The sequence below is a fragment of the Mycobacterium sp. NGS40 genome, from assembly GCF_059812735.1.
This window is the reverse complement of sequence record NZ_JCALDG010000011.1, coordinates 66,706-89,775: the sequence shown is the minus strand read 5'-3', so window position 1 is coordinate 89,775 and position 23,070 is coordinate 66,706. Positions and strand designations below refer to the sequence as shown.

The 23,070-nt window shown below is 65.3% G+C and carries 23 protein-coding genes; 13 read left to right on the top strand and 10 right to left on the bottom strand.

The genetic code is table 11. The annotated features are described in order from the left end of the window. Positions 1 to 49: 49 nt before the first annotated feature. The 5 genes from dmpG (at position 50) to AC5Y5O_RS18035 (ending at position 4,655) form a co-directional block, all read left to right on the top strand. Positions 50 to 1,105 carry a 4-hydroxy-2-oxovalerate aldolase gene (dmpG, locus tag AC5Y5O_RS18055; RefSeq protein WP_500026333.1) on the top strand — a complete coding sequence of 352 codons (1,056 nt, stop codon included), beginning with the start codon at positions 50 to 52 and terminating at the stop codon, positions 1,103 to 1,105. 88 nt (positions 1,106 to 1,193) lie between these two features. Next, positions 1,194 to 1,496, top strand: coding sequence for a hypothetical protein (locus tag AC5Y5O_RS18050; RefSeq protein WP_096290279.1), 303 nt, complete (start codon positions 1,194 to 1,196; stop codon positions 1,494 to 1,496). Between the two features lie 101 nt (positions 1,497 to 1,597). Next, positions 1,598 to 2,725: a hypothetical protein gene (locus AC5Y5O_RS18045; protein WP_500026330.1), complete on the top strand. Its 1,128-nt coding sequence runs from the start codon at positions 1,598 to 1,600 to the stop codon at positions 2,723 to 2,725. 2 nt (positions 2,726 to 2,727) lie between these two features. After that, on the top strand, positions 2,728 to 3,510 hold the full coding sequence (locus tag AC5Y5O_RS18040; protein ID WP_096290277.1) for an SDR family oxidoreductase: 783 nt from the start codon (positions 2,728 to 2,730) through the stop codon (positions 3,508 to 3,510). After that, a complete protein-coding gene (locus tag AC5Y5O_RS18035) occupies positions 3,510 to 4,655 on the top strand; it encodes a sulfotransferase family protein (RefSeq protein ID WP_096290276.1) in 1,146 nt (381 codons plus the stop codon). Before AC5Y5O_RS18040 ends, AC5Y5O_RS18035 begins: the two co-directional genes overlap by 1 nt. 151 nt (positions 4,656 to 4,806) lie before the next feature. On the opposite strand, the gene AC5Y5O_RS18030 is transcribed toward AC5Y5O_RS18035, so the two are convergent. Together AC5Y5O_RS18030 and AC5Y5O_RS18025 are read right to left on the bottom strand one after the other, a co-directional pair. Beyond that, the gene (locus tag AC5Y5O_RS18030; protein WP_096291392.1) at positions 4,807 to 5,253 is read right to left on the bottom strand and encodes a hypothetical protein; all 447 of its coding nucleotides are present in this window, start codon (positions 5,251 to 5,253) and stop codon (positions 4,807 to 4,809) included. A gap of 4 nt (positions 5,254 to 5,257) precedes the next feature. Continuing rightward, on the bottom strand, positions 5,258 to 6,430 hold the full coding sequence (locus tag AC5Y5O_RS18025) for a 3-ketosteroid-9-alpha-monooxygenase, oxygenase component (protein WP_096290275.1): 1,173 nt from the start codon (positions 6,428 to 6,430) through the stop codon (positions 5,258 to 5,260). Positions 6,431 to 6,556: 126 nt separating this feature from the next. Between AC5Y5O_RS18025 and AC5Y5O_RS18020 the strand changes: the two genes are divergently transcribed. After that, positions 6,557 to 7,081, top strand: a complete 525-nt coding sequence (locus AC5Y5O_RS18020; RefSeq protein WP_096290274.1) for a gamma carbonic anhydrase family protein — start codon at positions 6,557 to 6,559, stop codon at positions 7,079 to 7,081. Positions 7,082 to 7,091: 10 nt separating this feature from the next. Here the strand turns inward: AC5Y5O_RS18020 and AC5Y5O_RS18015 are convergent, their stop codons facing one another. The 6 genes from AC5Y5O_RS18015 to AC5Y5O_RS17990 form a co-directional block, all read right to left on the bottom strand. After that, complete coding sequence (locus tag AC5Y5O_RS18015) at positions 7,092 to 8,066, bottom strand: NHL repeat-containing protein (RefSeq protein WP_207768608.1); 975 nt, start codon at positions 8,064 to 8,066, stop codon at positions 7,092 to 7,094. Positions 8,067 to 8,173: 107 nt separating this feature from the next. Next, positions 8,174 to 9,250, bottom strand: coding sequence for an NHL repeat-containing protein (locus AC5Y5O_RS18010; protein WP_243394190.1), 1,077 nt, complete (start codon positions 9,248 to 9,250; stop codon positions 8,174 to 8,176). Further along, on the bottom strand, positions 9,208 to 9,615 hold the full coding sequence (locus tag AC5Y5O_RS18005) for a nuclear transport factor 2 family protein (RefSeq protein ID WP_096290272.1): 408 nt from the start codon (positions 9,613 to 9,615) through the stop codon (positions 9,208 to 9,210). The genes AC5Y5O_RS18010 and AC5Y5O_RS18005 overlap by 43 nt, the downstream gene beginning before the upstream one ends. Beyond that, positions 9,612 to 10,805, bottom strand: coding sequence for a thiolase family protein (locus AC5Y5O_RS18000; protein WP_500026314.1), 1,194 nt, complete (start codon positions 10,803 to 10,805; stop codon positions 9,612 to 9,614). Before AC5Y5O_RS18000 ends, AC5Y5O_RS18005 begins: the two co-directional genes overlap by 4 nt. Then, entirely contained in the window at positions 10,805 to 11,869 is a 1,065-nt protein-coding gene (locus AC5Y5O_RS17995; RefSeq protein WP_096290270.1) for a thiolase family protein, read from the bottom strand. Before AC5Y5O_RS17995 ends, AC5Y5O_RS18000 begins: the two co-directional genes overlap by 1 nt. Before the next feature lie 15 nt (positions 11,870 to 11,884). Beyond that, positions 11,885 to 12,874, bottom strand: coding sequence for a Zn-ribbon domain-containing OB-fold protein (locus tag AC5Y5O_RS17990; RefSeq protein WP_500026306.1), 990 nt, complete (start codon positions 12,872 to 12,874; stop codon positions 11,885 to 11,887). 81 nt (positions 12,875 to 12,955) lie between these two features. On the opposite strand from AC5Y5O_RS17990, the gene AC5Y5O_RS17985 reads away from it, so the two are divergent. From AC5Y5O_RS17985 to AC5Y5O_RS17975, 3 genes are read left to right on the top strand one after another with little or no spacing between them, the layout of a single operon-like run. Then, entirely contained in the window at positions 12,956 to 13,987 is a 1,032-nt protein-coding gene (locus AC5Y5O_RS17985; RefSeq protein WP_096290268.1) for an LLM class F420-dependent oxidoreductase, read from the top strand. Positions 13,988 to 14,030: 43 nt separating this feature from the next. Continuing rightward, positions 14,031 to 14,747: an acetoacetate decarboxylase family protein gene (locus AC5Y5O_RS17980; protein WP_096290267.1), complete on the top strand. Its 717-nt coding sequence runs from the start codon at positions 14,031 to 14,033 to the stop codon at positions 14,745 to 14,747. Continuing rightward, the gene (locus tag AC5Y5O_RS17975; RefSeq protein ID WP_096290266.1) at positions 14,744 to 15,952 is read left to right on the top strand and encodes a cytochrome P450; all 1,209 of its coding nucleotides are present in this window, start codon (positions 14,744 to 14,746) and stop codon (positions 15,950 to 15,952) included. The genes AC5Y5O_RS17980 and AC5Y5O_RS17975 overlap by 4 nt, the downstream gene beginning before the upstream one ends. Before the next feature lie 88 nt (positions 15,953 to 16,040). On the opposite strand, the gene AC5Y5O_RS17970 is transcribed toward AC5Y5O_RS17975, so the two are convergent. Next, positions 16,041 to 16,865 carry a crotonase/enoyl-CoA hydratase family protein gene (locus tag AC5Y5O_RS17970; protein ID WP_096291390.1) on the bottom strand — a complete coding sequence of 275 codons (825 nt, stop codon included), beginning with the start codon at positions 16,863 to 16,865 and terminating at the stop codon, positions 16,041 to 16,043. 64 nt (positions 16,866 to 16,929) lie between these two features. Here AC5Y5O_RS17970 and AC5Y5O_RS17965 point away from each other — a divergent pair, with 64 nt between their 5' ends. Both AC5Y5O_RS17965 and AC5Y5O_RS17960 read left to right on the top strand, forming a co-directional pair. Further along, entirely contained in the window at positions 16,930 to 18,594 is a 1,665-nt protein-coding gene (locus tag AC5Y5O_RS17965) for an acyl-CoA synthetase (protein ID WP_096291389.1), read from the top strand. Between the two features lie 4 nt (positions 18,595 to 18,598). After that, on the top strand, positions 18,599 to 19,378 hold the full coding sequence (locus tag AC5Y5O_RS17960; protein WP_500026603.1) for a fructosamine kinase family protein: 780 nt from the start codon (positions 18,599 to 18,601) through the stop codon (positions 19,376 to 19,378). Positions 19,379 to 19,389: 11 nt separating this feature from the next. Here the strand turns inward: AC5Y5O_RS17960 and pstS are convergent, their stop codons facing one another. Continuing rightward, the gene (gene pstS, locus AC5Y5O_RS17955; RefSeq protein ID WP_096290264.1) at positions 19,390 to 20,520 is read right to left on the bottom strand and encodes a phosphate ABC transporter substrate-binding protein PstS; all 1,131 of its coding nucleotides are present in this window, start codon (positions 20,518 to 20,520) and stop codon (positions 19,390 to 19,392) included. Between the two features lie 158 nt (positions 20,521 to 20,678). Between pstS and AC5Y5O_RS17950 the strand changes: the two genes are divergently transcribed. Further along, positions 20,679 to 21,503, top strand: coding sequence for an amidohydrolase family protein (locus AC5Y5O_RS17950; protein WP_096290263.1), 825 nt, complete (start codon positions 20,679 to 20,681; stop codon positions 21,501 to 21,503). Then, entirely contained in the window at positions 21,500 to 23,050 is a 1,551-nt protein-coding gene (locus AC5Y5O_RS17945) for an acetolactate synthase large subunit (RefSeq protein WP_500026292.1), read from the top strand. Before AC5Y5O_RS17950 ends, AC5Y5O_RS17945 begins: the two co-directional genes overlap by 4 nt. The last annotated feature ends 20 nt before the right edge of the window (positions 23,051 to 23,070 follow it).

The following is a 23,070-nucleotide window of genomic DNA, read 5'->3' as shown; positions in this document are numbered from 1 at the left end:
ACCCGCGCCGTCGACGATGCAGAGCGCAGCGATGCGAAGGAGTGGCGCCATGAGTGAAGTCTTCTTCAACCCGGTGTGGGACGTGCGGATGACCGACACCTCGCTGCGCGACGGCTCCCACCACAAACGCCACCAGTTCAGCACCGATGAAGTCCAGGCGATCGTGGCGGCCCTGGACGCGGCCGGGGTGCCGGTGATCGAGGTGACCCACGGCGACGGGCTGGGCGGCTCGTCGTTCAACTACGGCTTCTCCAAAACCCCCGAACAAGAACTGATCAAGCTGGCCGCCGAGACGGCCACCGACGCCAAGATCGCGTTCTTGATGCTGCCGGGGGTGGGCACCAAAGAGGACATCAAGGAGGCGCAGAACAACGGCGGGTCGATCTGCCGCATCGCCACCCACTGCACCGAGGCCGACGTGTCGATCCAGCACTTCGGGCTGGCCCGCGAACTCGGCCTGGAAACCGTCGGGTTTCTGATGATGGCCCACACCATCACCCCGGAGAAACTGGCCGCCCAAGCCCGCATCATGGCCGACGCCGGCTGCCAATGCGTCTACGTCGTCGACTCCGCCGGCGCCCTGGTCCTCGACGGTGTCGCCGAGCGGGTGTCAGCGCTGGTCGCCGAACTCGGCGACGACGCCCAGGTCGGCTTCCACGGGCACGAGAACCTCGGGCTCGGCGTGGCCAACTCGGTGGAAGCCGTGCGCGCGGGAGCCAAGCAGATCGACGGCAGCGTGCGCCGCTTCGGCGCCGGTGCGGGCAACGCGCCCGTGGAGGCCCTGATCGGGGTGTTCGACAAGATCGGCGTCAAGACCGGCATCGACTTCTTCGACATCGCCGACGCCGCCGAAGACGTGGTACGCCCGGCCATGCCCGCCGAATGCCTGCTGGACCGCAACGCACTGATCATGGGCTACTCCGGGGTCTACTCCAGCTTCCTCAAACACGCCGTCCGCCAAGGCGAACGCTACGGCGTCCCCGCCCACGAACTCCTGCACCGCGCCGGCCAACGCAAACTCATCGGCGGCCAAGAAGACCAACTCATCGACATCGCGCTGGAAATCAAACGCGAACGCGAAAACGGCACCGCGGTCACGCACTAACAACACTGCATTCGAGCAGGGCACACGTTGCTCTCAAACACAGTCGGGGCACAGCCCGGGCACAGTTGTCGCGCGTAGCGTGACGCGCATGAGGACGACATTCACCACAAGCGGCATGGGTCGCCGCGGACTGTACGGCCTGATCGCCGGGGGGCTACTCACCGCAACCGCTGCCACCGTGATCGCACTGCCGGTCGCAAGCGCGGATCCCTGCAACCAGACCGTGGGCCAATCCATCGATGCGTACCTGTCGCGGCATCCCGACGTGAAGGCGACGCTGTCCGCCAAGTCTCAGGCCGAGGGCGGCGGCCCCAACGTGATCGACTACCTGAATCGGCATCCGGATGTCCGCCAGCGGCTGATCAACCTGTCCCAGCAGTGCACCTCGTAGCGCGCGGATCGGCTTAGTCTGTCAAGTCGGCAAACCCCGGCGACGACACGCGGGAATGTTCGCCATTGACGAAAAAGTAGAACACGTTCTAGCGTCTAGGCGTGTTCTCTAATCCCCTTACTGACGCGATCGCCGAAGCCGAGAAGCTGGTAGCCGCCGCGCCCTTCATCGAGACCGAAGCCGACCTGCTCGAAGGGATGCAGTACCTGGCCGGCGGTATCTCGGCGTGCATCCATATGGCCGTCGACTACGATCGCGACCATCCCTTCCTGCAATCGGGCACCGGGCCATTCACCAAGATGGGTCTGGACAATCCCGACACTCTGTATTTCGGCACCCGCGTGCACGCCAACCACGACTACGTCGTCACCGGTGTCCGCGGTACCACCACCGACTTGAGCTTCCAGCTGCTCGGCGGTGAGTACACCGACGACAACGTGCCCGCCAGCCAGGCCGCGTTCGATGACCGCGAACTGGAGATCGCCGCCGACGGCACCTTCGAGTGGCGGGTGCGACCCACCAGCAATGGGCAGTTGGTGATGCGTGAGGTCTACGGCGACTGGTCAGCTCAGCGCGGCACCTTGGCCATTGCCCGGCTGGACACCGCCGGTACCGCCCCGCCGCCGCTGACCCGCGAGCTGATCGAAAAGCGTTACGCCACAGCCGGAAAGCAGCTGGTGCAGCGGGTGAAGACCTGGCTGCAATTTCCGCAGTGGTTCTATGACAATCTCCCGGTCAACACCATGGTGGCGCCGCGGCTGACCCCGGGCGGACTGGCCACCCAGTATTCGTCGGTCGGGCACTGGGATCTGCGGCCCGACCAGGCGCTGATCATCACCATTCCGGTGAGCGATGCGCCCTACCTCGGCTTCCAGCTCGGCAGCCTGTGGTACATCTCGCTGGACTACATCAACCACCAGACCTCGCTGAACAACACTCAGGCACAGGCAGATCCGGATGGCAAGGTCCGCATTGTCGTCGCCGACGGCAACCCGGGTGTGACCAACTGGGTCGAGACTCTGGGGCACCGGCGCGGGTACCTGCAATTCCGTTGGCAGCGAGTGTCACGGGAGCTGACTGATGCCGACGGGCCGACTGTGGAGCTGGTCGGCCTGGACGCGGTGGCGAGCAAGCTGCCGTATTTCGACCACAACAAGATTTCCGAGGATGACTGGCGTGCACGAATTGCGCTGCGCCAGCAACAAATTCAAGCAAGAATGCTGGGGTGACGATGTCCGGGATGCTCAAGAAGAAAGTAGTCGTCATCAGCGGCGTCGGACCGGGCCTCGGTACCACGCTGGCGCATCGATGTGCGCGCGACGGGGCCGATCTGGTGCTGGCGGCACGCACCGCCGAGCGGCTCGAAGAGGTCGCCCAGCAACTCAAGGACGCCGGTCACCAGGCGCTGGCGGTGTCGACGGACATCACCGACGACGATCAGGTGAACAACCTGGTCGAACAGACGATGGCGACCTACGGCAAGGTCGACGTGCTGATCAACAACGCGTTCCGGGTGCCTTCGATGAAGCCGTTGGCGGGCACCACATTTCAGCATATCCGTGACGCGATCGAACTCAGCGCGCTCGGGGCGTTGCGGCTGATCCAGGCTTATACTCCGGCGCTGGAAGCCTCCAAGGGCTCGATCGTCAACGTCAACTCGATGGTGCTGCGGCACTCGCAGGCCAAGTACGGCGCGTACAAGATGGCCAAGTCTGCGCTGCTGTCCATGTCGCAGTCGCTGGCCACCGAGCTCGGCGACAAGGGAATCCGCGTCAATTCCGTTGCGCCCGGTTATATCTGGGGCGACACGTTGCAGGCCTACTTCAACCACCAGGCCGGCAAATATGGCACCACGGCCGAGGAGATCTACCAGGCCACTGCGGCGAACTCCGACTTGAAGCGACTGCCTACCGAGGACGAGGTCGCCTCGGCAATTCTGTTCATGGCCAGCGATCTGTCCAGCGGCATCACCGGGCAGACATTGGATGTCAACTGCGGGGAGTACCACACCTAATGGCAGAGCGTACCGACGTCGGCACCGTCGAGGACATGCACGCGTCGGCAACCAAGCTGGTCGGGCTTGACGACTTCGGCGTTGACGACGACAACTACCGCGAAGCCCTCGAGGTGCTGCTGGAGTCATATCGACGTGATGCCGGCCTAACCCCGTTGGGCAGCAAGATGAACCGATTCTTCTTGCGCGGTGCGTTGGTGTCCAGGCTGTTCTCCGAATCGGCCTGGAAGCAGTATCCGCAGCACGCAGACGTCACCATCGAGCGGCCGATCTTCGTCACCGGCCTGCCGCGCACCGGCACCACGATCTTGCACCGCCTGCTCGGAGCCGATCCCGTGCATCAGGGACTGCACCTGTGGCTGGCCGAGTTCCCGCAACCGCGTCCGCCGCGCGACGAGTGGGATGCCAACCCGTGGTACAGCTCGCTGAACGCGCAGTTCGAGAAGGCTCACGCGGAGAATCCGGAATACACCGGTCTGCATTTCATGGCCGCCTATGAGCTCGAGGAGTGCTGGCAGCTGCTGCGGCAGTCGCTGCATTCGGTGTCCTACGAGACGCTGTCGCACCTACCCACCTACTCGCAGTGGCTGTCACAACAGGACTGGACGCCGTCATACCAGCGGCACCGCCGCAACCTTCAGCTGATCGGGCTGAATGACATCGAAAAGCGTTGGGTGCTCAAGAATCCCAGTCATCTGTTTGCGCTGGACGCGTTGATGACGACCTATCCGGACGCCTTGGTGATCCAGACGCACCGGCCGGTCGAGACGATCATGGGGTCGATGTGCTCGTTAGCACAGCACACCGCCGAGGGATGGTCGACGACCTTCTCGGGCGCCCAGATCGGTGCTGACGCAATGGAAACCTGGTCGCGCGGTCTGCAGTTGTTCAACACCGCACGCGCCAAGTACGATCCCGCCCAATTCTGCGACGTCGACTACCGCGACTTGATCGCAGATCCGCTCGGGACGGTCGCCACGGTGTACCGCCACTTCGGCCTGAACCTGACCGACGAGGCGCGAAAGGCAATGGAGGACAGCCACGCCGAGAGTCAGACCGGTGCGCGGGCCCCGAAGCACAAGTACTCGCTGGCCGACTACGGGCTCACTGCCGACGAAGTCAAGGAGCGCTTCGCCGGGCTGTGATCGGCAGAGCCCGGGCGGTACACGATTTGCCCGCCTCTGAGCGACAGTGCCGACGGCCTCGGCGATTTGTCGCTCGTAGGCGGGCACAACGCCAATTCCTCCCCGGAGCGGTCGGCGTGGCCAGTCGGCCGCGCGGCCGTCAACCCTCGAATCAGTCTTCTTCTGGACGCTCCAGATAGCCCTCGGCCACCGCGTGTTCGATGCTGTCGGACAGGCGAGGGCAGGACCTGGTTCGTGCCGGATCACCGCCGGATTCCCGCACCTCGGTGAAATAGGCGCAGCGCTGAGACGCATCGGTATTCCATTGCACCGCGGTATGTCCCGGCCCCATCCTGCGCACAGTCACCGTGACATGGCAGAAGCGGCAATCGACCGGCTGCAGACCTGACGTCAGGTAGCGCTGCCGGTCGGCCAGGCTGGCCTCGCGGACCGCAGCCGCTCGCTTCGGGTCGTTGGCGAAATCCCTTGACTTCGACCATGATCCAGACCCACCGTTGTGCCCGGGTTTGTCCTCGTGGTCATGGCCGTCGCCATGCAGCAACAGCATTGACCGGGCGAGCCGATCGACGTCGGGAACCGCCGGCTGATCGTCACCCATGTCGTCAGTGCTGTTCGGCTGGAACTTCTTCGGCCGCAGCGGCTTCGGCATCCTGTGCCTTGAGGTTCTCGGCAACCTCGACGTTCCAGTGTTCGATGGCGCGGGTGGTGTCGACCTCGATCTCGAAGCGCTCCACCATTTCCGGTTCGACGTCGGCGGCATCGACATAGAACTGCTGATACCAGCGACGCAGCTGGTACACGGCGCCGTCTTCCTCAACCAGCAGCGGGTTGTCGATCCTCGTCTTGTGCTTCCAGATCTCGACGTCCTGCAAAAAGCCCTTGCTGACACCTTCGGTGAAGACCCTGGACAGCTTCTCGGTCATCTTTTCGTCCATGCCCTTGGGCTTTTCGACGATGACGCCCCACTGCAGCACGAACGAGTTCTGGGTCACCGGGTAGTGGCAGTTGATCAGGATCGATTCGGCCTTGTAACCGCCATAGCTGTTGTGCAGCCAGTTGATCATGAACGAAGGGCCGAAGTAGGAAGCCTCGGAGTCCAGGTGTGCCTCGCCGTAGGAGGTGCCCAGATCGCTGACGTCCGGGCGGCCCACGTTGTGCAGGTACTGCGAGGCGATGTGGCCCTCGAAGACGTTCTTGAAGTACGTCGGCAACCCGAAGTGGATGTAGAAGAAGTGCGCCATATCGGTGACGTTGTCGATGATGTCGCGGCAGTTGGACCCCTCGATGAGGATGCTGTTCCAGCGCCACTCGGTCCACTCGTCACTGTGGGACTCCGGGATATCCGGAATGCGCACAGCGGGGTCGGGCGGGTTGTTCTCGTGGTCGTGCCACACGAACAGCAGGCCGCCGCGCACGTCGGTCGTCCAGGAACGGGTGCGTGCGGTCTTGGGCGTGCGCTTGGCGTACGGCACCAGCTTGCAGCGGCCATCGCCGCCCCATCGCCAGTCGTGGAACGGGCACGCGACCTCGTCACCCTTGATGGTGCCCTCGGACAGGTCTCCGCCCATGTGGCGGCAGTAGCCGTCGAGCACCTTGATGTCGCCCTGCGAGTCCGCGAAGGCCACCAGCTTGGTGCCGAAGGCCTCAATCGAGTGCGGCTTGCCGTCCTGGAAGTCCTTTGCGACGCCCAGGCAGTGCCAGCCTCGGGCGTACCGGGTCGGCAACGCGCCGGGATCGATTTCCCGGATGCCGACCGCTTTAGTGTCGGTACTCACCTGTCACCTCCAGCTATGTTGCCCTCTAACTAGAACACGTTACAGTTTTCTGCCACGGACGCGCAACGACAGCGGGCCTAGCTGCGTTGTCCCGGGGGCGTTTCACGCTTGGGGTATATCTAGACGATGCCACTGTTTGCTTTCGAGGGTCGGGCGCCCCGGATCGATCCGACAGCTTTCGTGGCGCCGACCGCGACCCTGATCGGCGACGTCACGGTCGAGGCCGGGGCGTCGGTCTGGTTCAACGCCGTACTGCGCGGCGACTATGGGCCGATCGTCGTGCGAGAAGGCGCCAATGTGCAGGACGGATCGGTGTTGCACGCGCCGCCTGGCATCCCCGTCGACATCGGACCGGGCGCGACGGTGGCCCATATGTGTGTCATTCACGGCGTTCACGTGGGTTCTGAGGCAATGATCGCCAACCACGCCACCGTTCTGGACGGGGCGGTGATCGGTGCGCGCAGCTTGGTCGCAGCGCATTCTCTGGTGACCGCCGGCACGCAGATTCCGGCCGGCGTGCTGGTGGTCGGAGCGCCGGCTCAAATCAAGGGCCCGATCGCCGGGACGGGTGCCGAGATGTGGATCAACCTGAACCCGCAGGCCTACCGCGACCTCGCGCAGCGGCATCTCACCGGGCTGGAGCCGATCTAGACCGTCGGGATCAATGCGAAAGTTCCGTCGGCTGATATCCGGCCGGCAACTTCAGCACCCGGTTGCGGAAGTCAACCACATACACGTCATCCTGCGGCCCGACCGCGATCCCATAGGGCGCGAAGAGATCGCCGAAAGGCAACACCGCCACCGTGTTCGAGCCCGCCGTCAATCGCAGCACCCGATTGTTGTTCAAGTCGGTGACGTAGACGCTGTTGCTGCGGTCGATCGCCACGCTGTTCGGGAAGTTCAGGCCGGTGAATGGGAGAATCTCCGGGGTGGTCGAGCCCGCGGGCAGCTTCTGCACCCGGTTGTTGCCGGCGTCGGCGACGTAGATGCCGTCGCTGCTGTCCACTGCGAGATCGTACGGCTGGTTGAGTCCGGTGAACGGAACCGGAACCTGAACCGTTGAGCCGACCGGCATTTCGAGTACCTGGTTGTTCTTGAAGTCGGCGACGTAGACATTGCCGACGCTGTCCGCCGTCACACCGTGGGGCTCGGTCAGGCCGGTGAACGGAAGTTCGATCTGGGTCTTGGAGCCGGCGGGAAGTTCCAGCACCCGCTTGTGGTATTCGTCGACGACATAAAGATCACCGTTGTGGTTCGTGGCCAGGCCGGCCGGACGGTCCAGGCCGGTGAACGGCAACTCGATTGGCGTGTTCGTGCCGGCCCGCAACTCGAGCACCCGGTTGCCGCCGGAGTCGGCGACATACACGTTGCCGGCGTTATCTACTTCCACCCCTTCGGGATCCGCGAGGGTGAACGGCAGCACGACCGCGCCAGACGTGGGCGGCGCAGCGCTCGGTGTCGTGGTCTGAGTGGACGACGCGCTGCCCGACGACGTTCGCGCCAAGGCGAGGTATGCGGCCACGGCGACGACCGCGACGATGACGACGGCCGCGGCGCCCATGATCGTCAGAGAGGGTCGTGACCGCCGTTGCGGCTTGACCTTTGCGGGTGTCTCGAACTCCCAATCGTCGTCCATGCGCCGGCTCCTCAACCACCACGGTGTTCGCGACACCAGGACACTACCGCGCGGCTTTCCCGGACGCATAGCAACTTCAGAAGAAAGCGCTGACCAGAAATGTCCGTTCAGCTTCCCAGTGGTACCGTCTCGTATCCCGCGGGCAATTTGAGCACTCTGTTGTGGAAATCGGCGACGTAGATATCGCCCTGCGGGCTCACCGCCACCTCAAATGGGGCGACCAAATTGCTGAACGGCAGTGTCGACACGGTATTCGAACCGGCCGTGAGCTTGAGGACCCGATTGTTGTTCAGGTCCGTCACGTACAGGTTGCCGCTGTGGTCGATCGCCAGACTGTTCGGGAAATTCAGACCAGTGAACGGGAGGTCGACCGGGGTGTTGGTTCCCGCCGCCAGTTTCACCACCCGGTTGTTTCCGGCGTCGGCGGCATACACGGTGTCGGCCTCGTCCACCGCAAGGTCGTAAGGCTGGTTGAGACCGGCGAATGGCAACTCGACCTGCGTATTCGAGTCTGACGGCAATTCCAGCACCCGATTGCCCTTGAAGTCGACGACGAAGACGTTGCCGCGGCTATTCACGCCGATTCCATGAGGCTCTTCGAGCCCGGTCATTGGTAATTCGACCTGTGCGCTCGAGCCGGCCGGCAATTTCAGCACCCGCTTGTTTTTCTGGTCGACCACATAGAGGGCATTGTGGCCGTCCACCGCTAGACCGCCCGGCTCTTTGAGTCCGGTGAAGGGGAGCACGATCGGCGTATCAGAGCCGGCTTTCAGCTCCCACACCCGGTCGGTGCCCGAGTCGGAGACGTACACGTTGCCCGCACCATCCACCTCCAGCCCGTCGGTATCCACGAGCTCGAACGGCAGGGCGGTCGCGGCGGATTTCGCCGCAGGCGTCGGACGGGGTTTGACGGACGCCTGGGTTGCCGATGTCCGGCCGAACAGTAGGTAGACGGCGACGACCGCGAGGACCACCAGGGTTGCCGCGCCGGCAAGGGACAGGATCCGCAGCCGCAGGTGCGACCGACTCGTTGGGGGGGTCTTCGACCTGATTTCGTCCATGAGAACCAGGAGAGTACCGCGCGACGTTGCACGCGCACAGGAAGATTCAGGTGAATTCCCGGAACGGGTGTGCGGACGACCTAGATTTTGCGGGTATTGGCCGCGGCGCGGTCCATCTCCCAATAGGCCCGCAGGGCAACCAGTTTGCCTTCGTCGTTGGCCTTGTAGGTGAACACGCCTTCGGCCGTCGTCTGGTAGTCGCCCGTGGTGATCAGGATGTGGCCGACGTTGGCTTCCTCGTTGCCGCACTGGTAGGTATCACGGAAGAAGAACTCGATCTTGGTGGTGGGGGCGATGGCCTTGTCCCAGAACGCCGAGATCGCGTCGCGGCCGCGGTGTCCCTTACCTTCGGGGTCGAAAACCGACGGCCCGATCGGATCCTCGACGATGGCGTCGTCGGTGAAGACCTCGAGCCAGGCTTGTTTGTCCCTGGCGCCGACCGCCTCGCGCGAGCGACGGCCCGCCTCGTGGGCGGGAGTTCCGCTCACGCGCTGACTTTCTCGGGCTTGTCGGCACCAACCACCCACATGGAGTAGTACTGCGAGCCACCGCCGTAGGCGTGTCCCAACGCTTTTCGGGCGTTCGGAACCTGGTGTTCGCCGCCCTTGCCCATCACCTGGATGGCCGCCTCGGCGAAGCGAATCAGGCCCGACGCGCCGATCGGGTTCGACGACAGCACCCCGCCGGACGGGTTCACCGGCAGCTTTCCGCCGATCTTGGTCTCGCCGGCCTCGGTGAGCTTCCAACCCTCACCCTCGGGAGCAAATCCGAGGCTTTCCAACCACATTGGCTCGAACCAGGAAAACGGCACGTAGATCTCAGCAGCGTCGATCTCGTCGATGGGACTCTCGATGCCGGCCGCCTCCCACAGTGCGGCGGCCGCGTCGCGGCTGGCCTGCGGGCTGACCTGGTCGCGGCCCGAGAACTGCAGCGGCTCGGTGCGCAGCGCGGTCGCATGGATCCAGGCCACCGGCTCTCCTTGCGCCAGACGGGCTTCGGCGATCTCCTCGTTACCGATCACGACCGCGGCTGCACCGTCGGACGACGGGCAGGTTTCGTCGTAGCGGATCGGGTCCCACAGCATGGGGGACTCCATCACTTTTTCCACGGTGATGTCGGGCTGATGCAAGTGCGCCAGCGGGTTGCGGGCCCCGTTGAGCCGGTCTTTGACCGCGACGATGGCACCGATGTTCAACGGTGCGCCCGAGCGGCGGATGTACGAGCGCACGTGCGGGGCGAAGTATCCACCCGCGCCGGCGCCGACCGGCTTGATGAATGGGATCGGAATCGACAACGCCCACATGGCATTTGATTCCGACTGCTTCTCCCAGGCCATGGCCAGCACGCGCTTGTACTTGCCCGACTGCACCAGGCTGGCCGCCACCACCGCGGTGGATCCGCCGACCGATCCCGCGGTGTGCACCCGGATGAGTGGCTTGCCGGTGGCGCCCATGGCGTCGGCCATGAACAGCTCGGGCATCATGACGCCTTCGAAGAAGTCGGGCGCCTTGCCGACCACTACCGCGTCGATGTCGTCGAACGTGGAACCGGAGTCGGCCAGCGCCCGGTCGATGGCCTCGCGCACCATGCCGTTCATCGAGACGTCTTTGCGCTTGGCTACGTACTTCGTTTGCCCGGTACCCAGTACCGCGGCGAGGTGCGCTCCTGCACCGGCCATCAGTTCTTTCCTTCCATGACCGCGACCAGGTTCTGTTGCAGCGCAGGCCCGCTGGTGGCGTGCGCCAGCACCCGATTCGCAGAACCGTCCCAGATGTGTTGTGCGGCAAATCCGATGCGCTCGAGACCGGCAACGAACATGGGGTTGGCCGACAGCGCACCGCCGGACGGATTGACTTTCGTCTTACCCGGGATCCGAATGGCATCCGTCAGGATCAGGTGCTGGTGGGTGAACGGCGCATGGATCTCGGCGACGTCGAGGTTGGCCGTGGTGCCGCCGGTGGCCGCCTTGGTCGCGGCCCGCGTCGACGGAGAGTCGGTGAGGTCGCGCGCGCCCAGCACCGGGGTTTCGATGCGATGCTCGATTCCGGTTATCCAGGCCGGGTTTTCGCGCAACTCGCGCGCGCGGTCGTCGGCGGCCAGCACGATCGCGGCGGCGCCGTCGGTGATCGGTGCGATGTCGTGCCGGCGCAGCGGGTCGGCGAAGAAGGGCCGGTCCAGCAGGCCCTCGACGTTGACCGCCGATTCCACCTTGTCGACCCGGCGGGCGTTGGCGAATGAATCGAATGCGACTCGGGCCATCTGCATTTCGGTCCACTTGCCGGAGTCGAGTCCCAGACGGGCCTGCAGTCCGGCCATCGACACCGAGTCAGGCCACAGCGGTGCGACGGTGTAGGGGTCGGTCTGCCGCGACAAGATCTGGCGCAGGATGCCCGCCGAGGACTTGCCGAAGCCGTACACCAGCGCGGTGTCCACCTCGCCGGTCAAGATCTTGATGTAGGCCTCGTAGAGGGCCCACGCCGCATCCATCTCGACGTGCGACTCGTTGATCGGCGGTACGGCACCGATCGAGTCGATCGCTGAGATGAACGAAAAGGCCCTTCCGGCAAGGTAATCGGACGATCCGGAGCACCAGAAACCGATGTCGGTGCGGGCGATGCCGAGCTCTTCGTAGAGCTGGGCGAAACACGGAATCAACATCTCGACGCCGTTGGTGGTGCCGTCAGTGCGGCGGACATGCGGGGCGTGGGCAAAGCCGACGACCGCAACATTGCGTTCGCTCATGTGTAGGTAAGCCCTTTACAGGTGGTGCTTGTAGGTGTCGTACTCGGCGTCCGGTTCACCGGTGGGCCGGAAGTACTCGATGTTGTCGATGCCAAATCCCCATTCCTCCTGGGGCTTCCACACCGCTTCCACGCGCATGCCCATCCGGACCTCATGTGCGTCGATGTCTGCGACCAGATGCAGGAACGGGATGTCGGCGCCGTCCAACAACACGTAAGCGGCCACATAGGGCGGCTTGATGCGCTGTCCCTGGAACGGGATGTTGATGATCGCGAACGTTGTCACGGTGCCCTTGTCCGGCAGCTCGACGAACTCGGTGGTGGGCTGGCCGGTGGCCGGGTCCGCGCCGTGCGGTGGGAAGTAGACCTTGCCGTTCTTCCCAGTCTTGGCGCCCAGCAGCTTGCCTTCCGCGATGGCGCGCAGGTAAGCGCTTTCCTCGTGCGAGGCGCTGTGCTGAATGGTCAGCGAGACCGGTGTGACGATCATCGTGACCGGGTCCTGGTCGCTGGGGGGTCCCTCGGGTTCGGCGTCCTCGCCCAGCGCGAAGTAGGCGATGTCGGTAATAGCGCCCACGGTCTCGTCGGCCCAGTGCACATGCACCCGCGCGCCGGTCTTGATCTTGTCCGGAGTGCCGGCATCGACGGCGTGGATCATCGCGGTGTCGGCCCCGTCCAGCTTGATCAGGGCCCAGGCGAACGGCCGGTCCAGCGGTTCGCCCCCCAGCGGCTCGGCCTGCCAGGTCCAGGAGACCACGGTGCCGACGGGTGAGACCGGTACCATCTCGCCCAGTGGTTCGTAGGTGACCGGGTCGTATTCCGGCGGTGGCACATGCACCCGGCCATCCGATCCGCGCACCCCGAGGACGCGGCGCTCACGCAGTGCGGTGAAGAAACTGCCTAGCGTGGTGCCGACTGAACGGGTGTAGTCGAAGGCCAGCGTTAACGGCGCTGAGAGGGGCGGCTCGGAGTGATCGATCGTGGTCGGGCCGCTCGAAGTGGCTGTCACGCCATCGAGTAGAACAGGTTCTAAGAACCGTTTCAACACCGGGTTGTGGTCGGGTCTGGTTCGGCCAGGAAAGGCGGAGACATGAAGCTGGGTTTGCAGCTTGGATATTGGGGCGCTCACCCGCCGGAGAACCACGGCGAGCTTGTGGCCGAAGCGGAGGCCGCCGGATTCGACGCCGTGTTCACCGCCGAGGCATGGGGTTCGGACGCCTACACGCCACTGGCCTGGTGGGGTTCGTCGACGCAACGGGTGCGGCTTGGCACGTCGGTCGTCCAGTTGTCCGCGCGCACCCCGACGGCATGCGCGATGGCCGCACTCACTCTCGATCACCTTTCCGGTGGCCGGCACATCCTCGGGCTCGGGGTGTCCGGGCCGCAGGTTGTGGAGGGCTGGTACGGCCAGTGGTTCCCCAAGCCGCTGGCCCGCACTCGTGAGTACGTCGACATCATCCGCCAGGTGTGGGACCGCAAGGCGCCGGTGACCAGCGGCGGTCCCCACTACCCGCTGCCGCGGACCGGCGAGGGCACCAGCGGCCTGGGCAAGCCGCTCAAGCCGATCACCCACCCGCTGCGCAGCGACATCCCGATCATGCTGGGCGCCGAGGGACCGAAGAACGTCGCGCTGGCCGCCGAGATCTGCGACGGCTGGCTGCCGATCTTCTACACGCCGCGGATGGCCGACACCTACAACGAGTGGCTGGACGAGGGCTTTGCCCGGCCGGGTGCCCGCCGCAGTCGCGCGGACTTCGAGATCTGCGCGACGGCCAACATCGTGATCACCGAGGACCGCAGCGCCGCGTTCGCGGCCATGAAGCCCTACATCGCGCTCTACATGGGTGGAATGGGCGCCGAGGACACCAACTTCCACGCCGACGTGTATCGCCGGATGGGCTACGCCGAAGTGGTCGACGACGTCACCAAGCTGTTCCGCAGCAACCAGAAGGACAAGGCCGCCGAGATCATCCCCGACGAGGTCATCGATGATGCCGCGATCGTGGGCGACGTCGACTACGTCCGTAAGCAGATCAAGGCCTGGGAGGCGGCGGGCGTCACGATGATGGTCGTCTCCGGGCGCAGTGCGGAGCAGGTCCGGGAGCTCGCCACGCTCGTCTAGACAGTTCTTGCTACATGTCAAGAACACGTTCTAGATTGACCGGATGACTGTGTCGCAGCACACCATCGCGGGCACCGTCCTCACCATGCCGGTGAGGATCCGCAAGGCAAATCAGCACATGGCGATGTTCTCGGTGGACGCCGACGCCGCCCAGCACCTGATCGACTACAGCGGCCTGCGGGTCTGCCGCTATCTGCCCGGGCGTGCGGTCGTGGTGCTGATGCTGATGCACTACATCGACGGTGACCTGGGCCAGTACTACGAGTTCGGCACCAGCGTCATGGTCAACCCGCCGGGGTCGCACGCGAGCGGGCCGGCCGCGTTGGGTTCGGCCGGCGCGTTCATCCATCACCTGCCCGTCGACCAGGCGTTCACCCTGGAGGCGGGGACGAAAATCTGGGGTTACCCGAAAGTCATGGCGGACTTCACGATTCGCGAGGGTCGTAAGTTCGGGTTCGACTGCACGGTCGATGGGCAACTGGTGATCGGCATGGACTTCCGTCCGGGCCTGCCGATCCGGTTGACCCCGCGTCAGCAGGCACAGCGCAGCTACTCCCACCGCGACGGAATCACCCGCGAGACCGCCTTCGAGCACACCCTGGACGGGGTTCGGACGCGGCTCGGGGGCGTGAGCGTCCGGCTGGGCGATCACCCGTACGCGAAGGAGCTTGCGTCGCTTGGTCTTCCGAAGCGCGCGATGTTGTCCAGCTCTGCTGACCAGGTTCAAATGACATTCGGCGATGCCCAGGAGATCTCATGACCGTTGTTGGACTACCGACCAAACCCGACGTCGACCTGACCGACGGCGCTTTCTACGCCGGCGATTCCCGGCCCATTTACCAGTGGATGCGCGAGAACGAGCCGGTCTTCCGGGACCGCAACGGGCTGGCCGCCGCCTCGACGTATCAGTCCGTCATCGAGGCCGAGCGCAACCCCGAGCTGTTCTCGAATGCCGGTGGCATCCGACCCGACCAGCCGGGCGTCGAGATGATGATCGAAATGGACGACCCGCAACATCTGTTGCGCCGCAAGCTCGTCAACTACGGGTTCACCCGCAAGCGGGTCAAGAACCTGGAGGCCTCGATCACCTCGTTGTGCGACACGCTGATCGACGCGGTATGCGAACGCGGCGAATGTGACTTCGTCTGGGACCTGGCCGCGCCGCTGCCGATGGCGGTCATCGGCGACATGCTCGGGGTGCGCCCCGAGGAACGCGCGATGTTCCTCAAGTGGTCCGACGACCTGGTCAGTTCCTTGAGCAGCACCGCGGCCGAGGCCGACGTCCAGGTCACGATGGAGGCCTTCGCCACCTACAGCCAGTACATGATGGGCATGATCGAGGAGCGCAAGAAGGAAGCGACCGACGACCTGGTCAGCGTGCTCGTGCACGCGGAGGTCGAGGGTGCGCGGCTCGAAGACCACCAGATCGTCACCGAGGTGCTGCTGCTGCTGATCGGCGGCGACGAGACCACCCGGCACACGCTGTCCGGCGGCACCCGTCAACTGCTGTTGCACCCCGATCAGCACAAGCGCCTGGCGGGGGATTTGAGCTTGTTGCCCAACGCGATTGAAGAGATGCTGCGCTGGACCGCGCCGGTGAAGAACATGGCCCGCACGATCACCGCTGACACCGAGTTCCACGGGACTGCCCTGCGCAAGGGCGAAAAGATGATCCTGCTGTTCGAGTCGGCGAACTTCGACGAGAAGGTCTTCGATTCTCCGGAGAGCTTCAACATCGAGCGCTACCCGAACAACCACCTCGCGTTCGGCTTCGGCACGCACTTCTGTCTTGGCAACCAGCTCGCCCGGCTCGAGCTGTCGATCATGCAGACCCGGCTGCTGCAGCGCCTGCCCGACATGCGGCTGGCATCTCCCGACGCGCAGCTGCCGTTGCGTCCGGCGAACTTCGTGTCCGGCCTGGAGCAGATGCCGGTCACCTTCACCCCGAGCGCGCCGCTTTCGTAGCCCGTTAGCTCCGAGCGTAAGCGCACTGCGAAAAATCACACCAGATTTCGCGGTGCGCTTACGCTCGCGAAGTTGTGGGCGCCGATCGTCAGCGGTTCTGGAAGTTGGGCTTGCGCTTTTCGGCGAACGCCCGCGGGCCTTCCTTTGCGTCGTCGGACAAGAACACCTTGATACCGATCTGGGTGTCGATCTTGAACGCGTCGTTCTCGTGCATGCCCTCGGTCTCGCGGATGGCCCGCAGGATCGCCTGCACGGCCAGCGGGCCGTTGTTCTCGATCAGCTCGGCGATCTCGAGCGCCTTGGTCAGCGCCTGGCCGTCCGGCACCAGGTGCCCGATCAAGCCGATCTCCTTGGCTTCGGCGGCGGTGATGTGCCGACCGGTCAGCAGTAGGTCACAGGCCACGGTGTACGGGATCTGGCGCACCAACCGGACGGCCGAGCCGCCCATCGGGTACAGGCTCCACTTGGCCTCGGAGATGCCGAACTTGGCGCTCTCACCCGCGATGCGGATGTCGGTGCCCTGCAGGATCTCGGTGCCACCGGCGATCGCGGGACCTTCGACGGCCGCGATCAGCGGTTTGGTCAGCCGACGACCCTTGAGGAGGGCGTCGATGCGTGACGGATCGTAGCTGCCGTCTTTGAACGACTCGCCCGGCGGCTTTTTGGTTGCTGCTTTGAGATCCATGCCGGCGCAGAAGTAGCCACCGGCCCCGGTCAGGATGCAGCACCGGATGTCGTCGTCGTTGTCGACGCGGTCCCAGGCCTGCACCATGATTTCCATCATTTCGGTGCTCAGCGCGTTGCGGGCGTGCGGTCGGTTCAGGGTGACGATGAGTGTGTGACCGCGCTGCTCAACGATCGCATCGGGTCCCGTTGGTTCGTTTGCTGGCGCTTGACCTGTATCCGGGGCCACGGCTACCGCCTTTCCCTCCACATCGAGTACGAACTTGTCAAGAAATGTAACACGTTCTAATTTGGTGGCCGTGGCCCTGAATATTGCCGATCTTGCCGAGCACGCCATCGACGCCGTGCCTGACCGTGTAGCCCTCATCTGCGGCGATGAGCAGCTGACCTACGCCGAGCTGGAGGAGAAGGCCAACCGCCTGGCGCACTACCTGATCGAGCAGGGTGTGAAGAAGGACGACAAGGTCGGGTTGTACTGCCGCAACCGCATCGAGATCGTCATCGCGATGCTCGGCATCATCAAGGCCGGCGCCATCCTGGTGAACGTCAACTACCGCTACGTCGAGGGCGAGCTTCGCTACCTGTTCGACAACTCCGACATGGTCGCGCTGGTTCACGAGCGCCAGTACTCCGACCGGGTGGCCAACGTGCTGCCCGAGACCCCGAACGTCAAGACGATCCTGGTCGTCGAGGACGGCTCGGACCTTCCAGACAACGCTTTCACCCGCTACGGCGGCGTCGAGTTCTACTCCGCGATCGCCAACAGCTCACCCGAGCGCGACTTCGGCGAACGCAGCGCCGACGACATCTACCTGCTCTACACCGGCGGCACCACCGGATTCCCGAAGGGTGTGATGTGGCGCCATGAGGACATCTACCGCGTGCTGTTCGGTGGAACCGACTTCGCCACAGGCGAATTCATCTCCGACGAGTACGACCTGGCCAAGGCCGCCGCGGCCAACCCGCCGATGGTCCGCCACCCGATTCCGCCGATGATCCACGGCGCCACCCAGTCGGCGACCTGGATGTCGATCTTCTCGGGTCAAACCACCGTGCTGGCACCGGAATTCAATGCCGACGAAGTTTGGCGCACGATTCACGACCACAAGGTCAACCTGCTGTTCTTCACCGGCGACGCGATGGCGCGGCCGCTGCTGGACGCGTTGCTGGCACACCAGGACAAGGGCAACGAGTACGACCTGTCCTCGCTGTTCCTGCTCGCCTCCACCGCCGCGCTGTTCTCGCCGAGCATCAAGGAGAAGTTCCTCGAGCTGCTGCCCAACCGGGTCATCACCGACTCGATCGGCTCCTCGGAGACCGGCTTCGGCGGCACCAGCGTGGTCGCCAAGGACGCCCCGCACAGCGGCGGCCCGCGCGTCACGATCGACCACCGCACCGTCGTGCTCGACGACGACGGCAACGAGGTCCAGCCGGGTTCCGGAGTCCGTGGATTCATCGCCAAGAAGGGCAACATTCCCGTCGGCTATTACAAGGACGAGAAGAAGACCGCCGAGACGTTCAAGACGATCAACGGTGTCCGTTACGCCATCCCCGGTGACTACGCGACCGTCGAGGAGGACGGCACGGTCACGATGCTGGGCCGCGGCTCGGTGTCGATCAACAGCGGTGGCGAGAAGATCTACCCCGAAGAGGTCGAAGCCGCGCTGAAGGGACATCCCGACGTCTTCGACGCGCTGGTGGTCGGCGTGCCCGACCCCCGCTACGGTCAGCACGTCGCCGCCGTCGTGCAGGCGCGGCCCGGGACCCGTCCGGCGCTGTCCGAACTGGATAGCTTCGTGCGTTCCGAGATCGCGGGATACAAAGTGCCACGCAGTCTTTGGCTCGTCGACGAGGTGAAGCGTTCACCGGCCGGCAAGCCGGATTACCGCTGGGCCAAGGAACAGACGGAGGCGCGTCCGGCCGACGACGTGCACGCCGCCCACGCGACGACCGCCTGACGCCCTGACCGACTTCGTCAAACAGCACGCCGGCGCACCTTCGGGGTACTTCGCCTGGGAAGCCGCGGGACTGCGATGGCTTGCGGCGGTCGACGGCGGTGTGCCCTGCGCGCCGATCGTGTCGGTTGACGCGACGAGCCTGACCCTGCGGCGCCTCGAATCGGTGCGCCCCGATCCGGTGGCGGCGCATACCTTCGGCAGCCGATTGGCCGTCACGCACGACGCGGGTGCTCCGGCGTTCGGCGCCGGTCCCGACGGTTGGGACGGGCCGGGCTTCTTCGGGCCTGTAAGGCCCCCGTCGCGGCCATTGCCGATGCCGCTGCGCCGCCATCAAAGCTGGGGCGACTTCTACGCCGAAGAGCGGTTGGCTCCGATGCTCGAGCTCGCCGCGCGCGGCCTCGACGCGTCGACCCGGGCCGCGATCGAGGCCGTGATACGACGTTGCCGGGCAACCGATTTCGACGACGACGACGACCGGCCTGCCCGCCTGCACGGCGACCTGTGGGGCGGCAACGTGATGTGGACTCCAGGGGGCGTGGTCCTGATCGACCCGGCCGCGCACGCCGGGCACCGCGAGAGCGACCTGGCGATGCTCGCGCTATTCGGCTGTCCGCACTACGACGCCGTCATCGCGGGGTATCAGCAGGTGCGACCGCTGCAACCGGGTTGGCGCGAGCGCGCCGGCCTGCATCAGCTTTACCCGCTGCTGGCTCATGTCGTGTTGTTCGGGGGCGGGTACGCCCAGCGCACCCACGCTTGTGCCCGCGCCGCGTTACAAGTCTGAGAGGACGTGCGCTAGCTGGCGATCTTCGCGGTCTGGGCCTCGGACAGTTTCTGGACCGAATCCGGCAGTGGCCGAAGGTAAATGTGCACCGAGTCCAGGAAGTTGGGTTTGTTGCCGTCGGTGATTACCCAGTGCAGGAAGGCCTGCACGGTCTGTGCCACCGCAGGGTCCTTCTGTTTGGCGTAGACGATCGCGTACTCGTAGTTGGCGATCGGGTAACCGTCCGGGGCGGGCCCGTTGACCAGTGAGATCACCTGGTTGGCGGGAACTTGCGAGGCGGAGCCGGTCGCTGCCGCCTGAATACTTTCAGGCGCGGGCGGCACGTAATTCCCCGCTGCGTTGGCCAGTTGGGCTTCGCCCAGTCCCCTCTGACTGGCCTGCTCGTGGTAGCTGCTGGCGAGGTAGGCGATGCAGCCCGGATTTTCGGCGCAGCCGGTCACCATGCCCGCCATGCCGGGAGCACCGGTCTCACCGAGCGCGCCCGGGACCGCGGGAAAGTCGACGGCGGTGCCGAAACCGGTGGACTTGCCCCAGCCGTCGGGGTCTTGCTTGGACAGGTACTCGGTGAACAGGAAGGTGTCGCTGGTCCCCGGATCCGAACGGTGCAGTGGAACCACGCGAATCGCCGGCAAACTCACCCCCGGGTTCAGGACCGCGATTTGCGGGTCATTCCAGGTTCTGATGGTGCCCTGGTACATGGCCGCCAGCACTTTGCCGTTCAGCTTCAGGTGGTCGGTGACGCCGGGCAGGTTGTAGTGGACGTACACGGCGGAAACGGCCAGCGCAATGTTCATCAGCCCTGGATGGGCCGCCATGTCGGCCTCGGACAGGTGGACGCCGGAGGCGCCGAGGTTGACCGCTCCGGCCGCGGCCTGCGAGATGCCGACTGCGGCCGGCGCGCGGCTGATATTTATCGTGACGTTGAGGTACTTGAAGTGATAAGCGGCCACCCACGCATCGAGCAGCGGGTAGAGGTCCTTGGAGCCGGTCTCCGACAGCGTCACGTTTGACGTTGGTGGGGCGGTGGCGATGGTGACGGCGGCGCTGGCGGTCGACGACGCGCCCGACGAGTGTGAACCGCAGGCAGCGGTGATCAACAGCAGCGGAATGACCGCGCCTAGCGCGAGCAAACGAATGTTCATCGGCCCTCGTCGAGTTTCCGTCGTCCCTGGCAGCCACCGGGAAGCCTGCGAACACTATTGCAGTTCCACACATGTTCTACAGCGGTTCCAATCGAGGCTGCTTGCCTGACCATCCGCTTGCCCTATGTGGCCGGTACGGGCCGTACAGTCGAATCGCGATGACGATCGATGTGTGGATGCAGCACCCCACTGCGCGGTTCCTGCGCAGCGACATGCTGGCGTCCTTGCGCCGCTGGACGGGTGGCGCCATGCCGGACGCCGATATCCCGATCGACGTCACCGTCGCGGCGATGGACGCGGCCGACGTCGGCTTCGGGCTGCTCAGCGCGTGGTATGGACCCCACGGTCAGGACCTGGTCTCCAACGACGAGGTCGCCGAGTGGGTTCGGTTGCACCCGAACCGGTTTGCCGGTCTGGCGACCGTGGATCTGGATCGCCCGATGCAGGCGGTCCGTGAGCTACGGCGCCGGATCGCCGAAGGATTTGCCGGGCTGCGGTTGGTGCCCTGGCTGTGGAACGCGCCGCCCACCGATCGCCGTTACTACCCGCTGTTCGCCGAGTGCGTGGAGGTCGGCGTGCCGTTCTGCACGCAAGTCGGCCACACCGGACCACTGCGCCCCTCGGAGACCGGGCGCCCGATTCCCTACATCGACCAGGTGGCGCTGGATTTTCCCGAGCTGGTGATCGTGTGCGGACATGTCGGCTATCCGTGGACCGAGGAGATGGTGGCCGTCGCGCGCAAGCATGAGAATGTCTACATCGATACGTCCGCGTACACCATTGAGCGGCTGCCGGAAGAACTGATCCGGTTCATGAAAACCGGTACCGGACAACGCAAAGTCCTGTTCGGCACCAACTACCCGATGATCACGCACACGCACGCCTTGGCCGGGCTCGACGGGCTGGGGCTTCCCGACGCGGCCCGCCACGACTTTCTGCACGGCAATGCCGAACGCATATTCAAACTGGAGGCAAGCAGGTGAACGGTGCGCAGGCTCTGATCAACACCCTGGTCGACGGCGGCGTGGACGTGTGCTTCGCCAATCCCGGTACCTCGGAGATGCACTTCGTGGCCGCACTGGACACCGTTCCCCAAATGCGGGGCGTGCTGGCCCTTTTCGAGGGCGTCGCGACGGGCGCGGCCGATGGCTATGCCCGCATCGCCGAGCGGCCGGCGGCAGTGTTGCTGCATCTGGGGCCAGGCTTGGGCAATGGCCTGGCCAACCTGCACAACGCGCGCCGGGCGCATGTGCCGATGGTGGTCGTCGTCGGAGACCACGCCACCTATCACAAAAAGTTCGACGCCCCACTGGAATCCGATATCGACGCGCTCGCGGGCAGTGTCTCGGGATGGGTGCGCCGCACGGCCACCGCCGCCGATGTGGCGCTCGACGCCGCCGAGGCGATCGCGGCGAGTCGGTCCCGTTCGCAGATCTCCACGCTGATCCTGCCCGCCGACGCGTCCTGGTCGGATGGCGCCCAGCCCGCCGCAGCACCGTCCGCGCGGCCGGCGAGTGCGGACCCGCTGCTGGCGCCCGCGGTCGCGCAGGTCCTGCGATCGGGGGAACCGGCGGTGATCATGGTGGGCGGTGACGCGACCCGCGGCCCCGGGCTGGCCGCCGCCGCGCGGATCGCGCAGGCAACCGGGACTCGCTGGCTTTGCGAGACGTTTCCGACGCGCCTGGAACGAGGCGCCGGCGTTCCCGCCGTCGAGCGGTTGGCGTATTTCGCCGAGGCCGCCGCGGCCCAACTGGACGGCGCCAAGCATCTGATCCTGGCCGGTGCCAAATCTCCGGTGTCGTTCTTCGCCTACCCGAACATGCCCAGCGACCTGGTACCGGCGGGTTGCGAGGTGCACGTGCTCGCCGACTACCTCGGTGCGGCCGATGCGCTGATCGCGCTGGCCGACGAGATCGCACCCGGCACGGTCGCGCCCCTGGCCGCCGCGTCGCGCCCGCGGCTGCCGACCGGCGCGTTGACCTCGGCGTCGGCGGCCGACGTGATCGGCGCGCTGCTGCCCGAACGGGCGATCGTCGTCGACGAGTCGAACACCTCGGGCCTGATGCTGGCGCAGGCCACTGCCGGGGCGCCGGCGCACGATTGGCTGACGCTGACCGGCGGGGCGATCGGCTACGGCATCCCCGCCGCGGTCGGCGCCGCGGTGGCCGCCCCGGACCGGCCGGTGCTGTGCCTGGAGTCCGACGGGTCGGCGATGTACACGATCGCCGGGCTGTGGACGCAGGCGCGCGAGAACCTCAACGTGACCACCGTGCTGTACGACAACAGCGCCTACGACATCTTGCGGATTGAGCTGCAGCGCGTCGGTGCCGGTTCTGCCCCCGGTCCCAAGGCCCTTGATCTGCTTGATTTATCACGTCCCACAATGGATTTCGTCAAGATCTCCGAGGGCATGGGGGTACCGGCCCGCCGGGTGGACACCGCCGAGGAGTTCGCCGACGCGTTGCGCGAAGCCCTGGCCGAACCGGGGCCGCATCTGATCGACGCGGTGGTGCCTTCGATCACGGGTTGACGCCCCATGATTGGGCCGCA

Bases quoted from the DNA above. Each gene is read 5' to 3' on its own strand.
- dmpG (WP_500026333.1), top strand. From the start codon at position 50: ATGAGTGAAGTCTTCTTCAACCCGGTGTGGGACGTGCGGATGACCGAC.
- AC5Y5O_RS18050 (WP_096290279.1), top strand. From the start codon at position 1,194: ATGAGGACGACATTCACCACAAGCGGCATGGGTCGCCGCGGACTGTAC.
- AC5Y5O_RS18040 (WP_096290277.1), top strand. From the start codon at position 2,728: ATGTCCGGGATGCTCAAGAAGAAAGTAGTCGTCATCAGCGGCGTCGGA.
- AC5Y5O_RS18035 (WP_096290276.1), top strand. From the start codon at position 3,510: ATGGCAGAGCGTACCGACGTCGGCACCGTCGAGGACATGCACGCGTCG.
- AC5Y5O_RS18030 (WP_096291392.1), bottom strand. From the start codon at position 5,253: ATGGGTGACGATCAGCCGGCGGTTCCCGACGTCGATCGGCTCGCCCGG.
- AC5Y5O_RS18020 (WP_096290274.1), top strand. From the start codon at position 6,557: ATGCCACTGTTTGCTTTCGAGGGTCGGGCGCCCCGGATCGATCCGACA.
- AC5Y5O_RS18015 (WP_207768608.1), bottom strand. From the start codon at position 8,066: ATGGACGACGATTGGGAGTTCGAGACACCCGCAAAGGTCAAGCCGCAA.
- AC5Y5O_RS18000 (WP_500026314.1), bottom strand. From the start codon at position 10,805: ATGGCCGGTGCAGGAGCGCACCTCGCCGCGGTACTGGGTACCGGGCAA.
- AC5Y5O_RS17995 (WP_096290270.1), bottom strand. From the start codon at position 11,869: ATGAGCGAACGCAATGTTGCGGTCGTCGGCTTTGCCCACGCCCCGCAT.
- AC5Y5O_RS17985 (WP_096290268.1), top strand. From the start codon at position 12,956: ATGAAGCTGGGTTTGCAGCTTGGATATTGGGGCGCTCACCCGCCGGAG.
- AC5Y5O_RS17980 (WP_096290267.1), top strand. From the start codon at position 14,031: ATGACTGTGTCGCAGCACACCATCGCGGGCACCGTCCTCACCATGCCG.
- AC5Y5O_RS17975 (WP_096290266.1), top strand. From the start codon at position 14,744: ATGACCGTTGTTGGACTACCGACCAAACCCGACGTCGACCTGACCGAC.
- pstS (WP_096290264.1), bottom strand. From the start codon at position 20,520: ATGAACATTCGTTTGCTCGCGCTAGGCGCGGTCATTCCGCTGCTGTTG.
- AC5Y5O_RS17950 (WP_096290263.1), top strand. From the start codon at position 20,679: ATGACGATCGATGTGTGGATGCAGCACCCCACTGCGCGGTTCCTGCGC.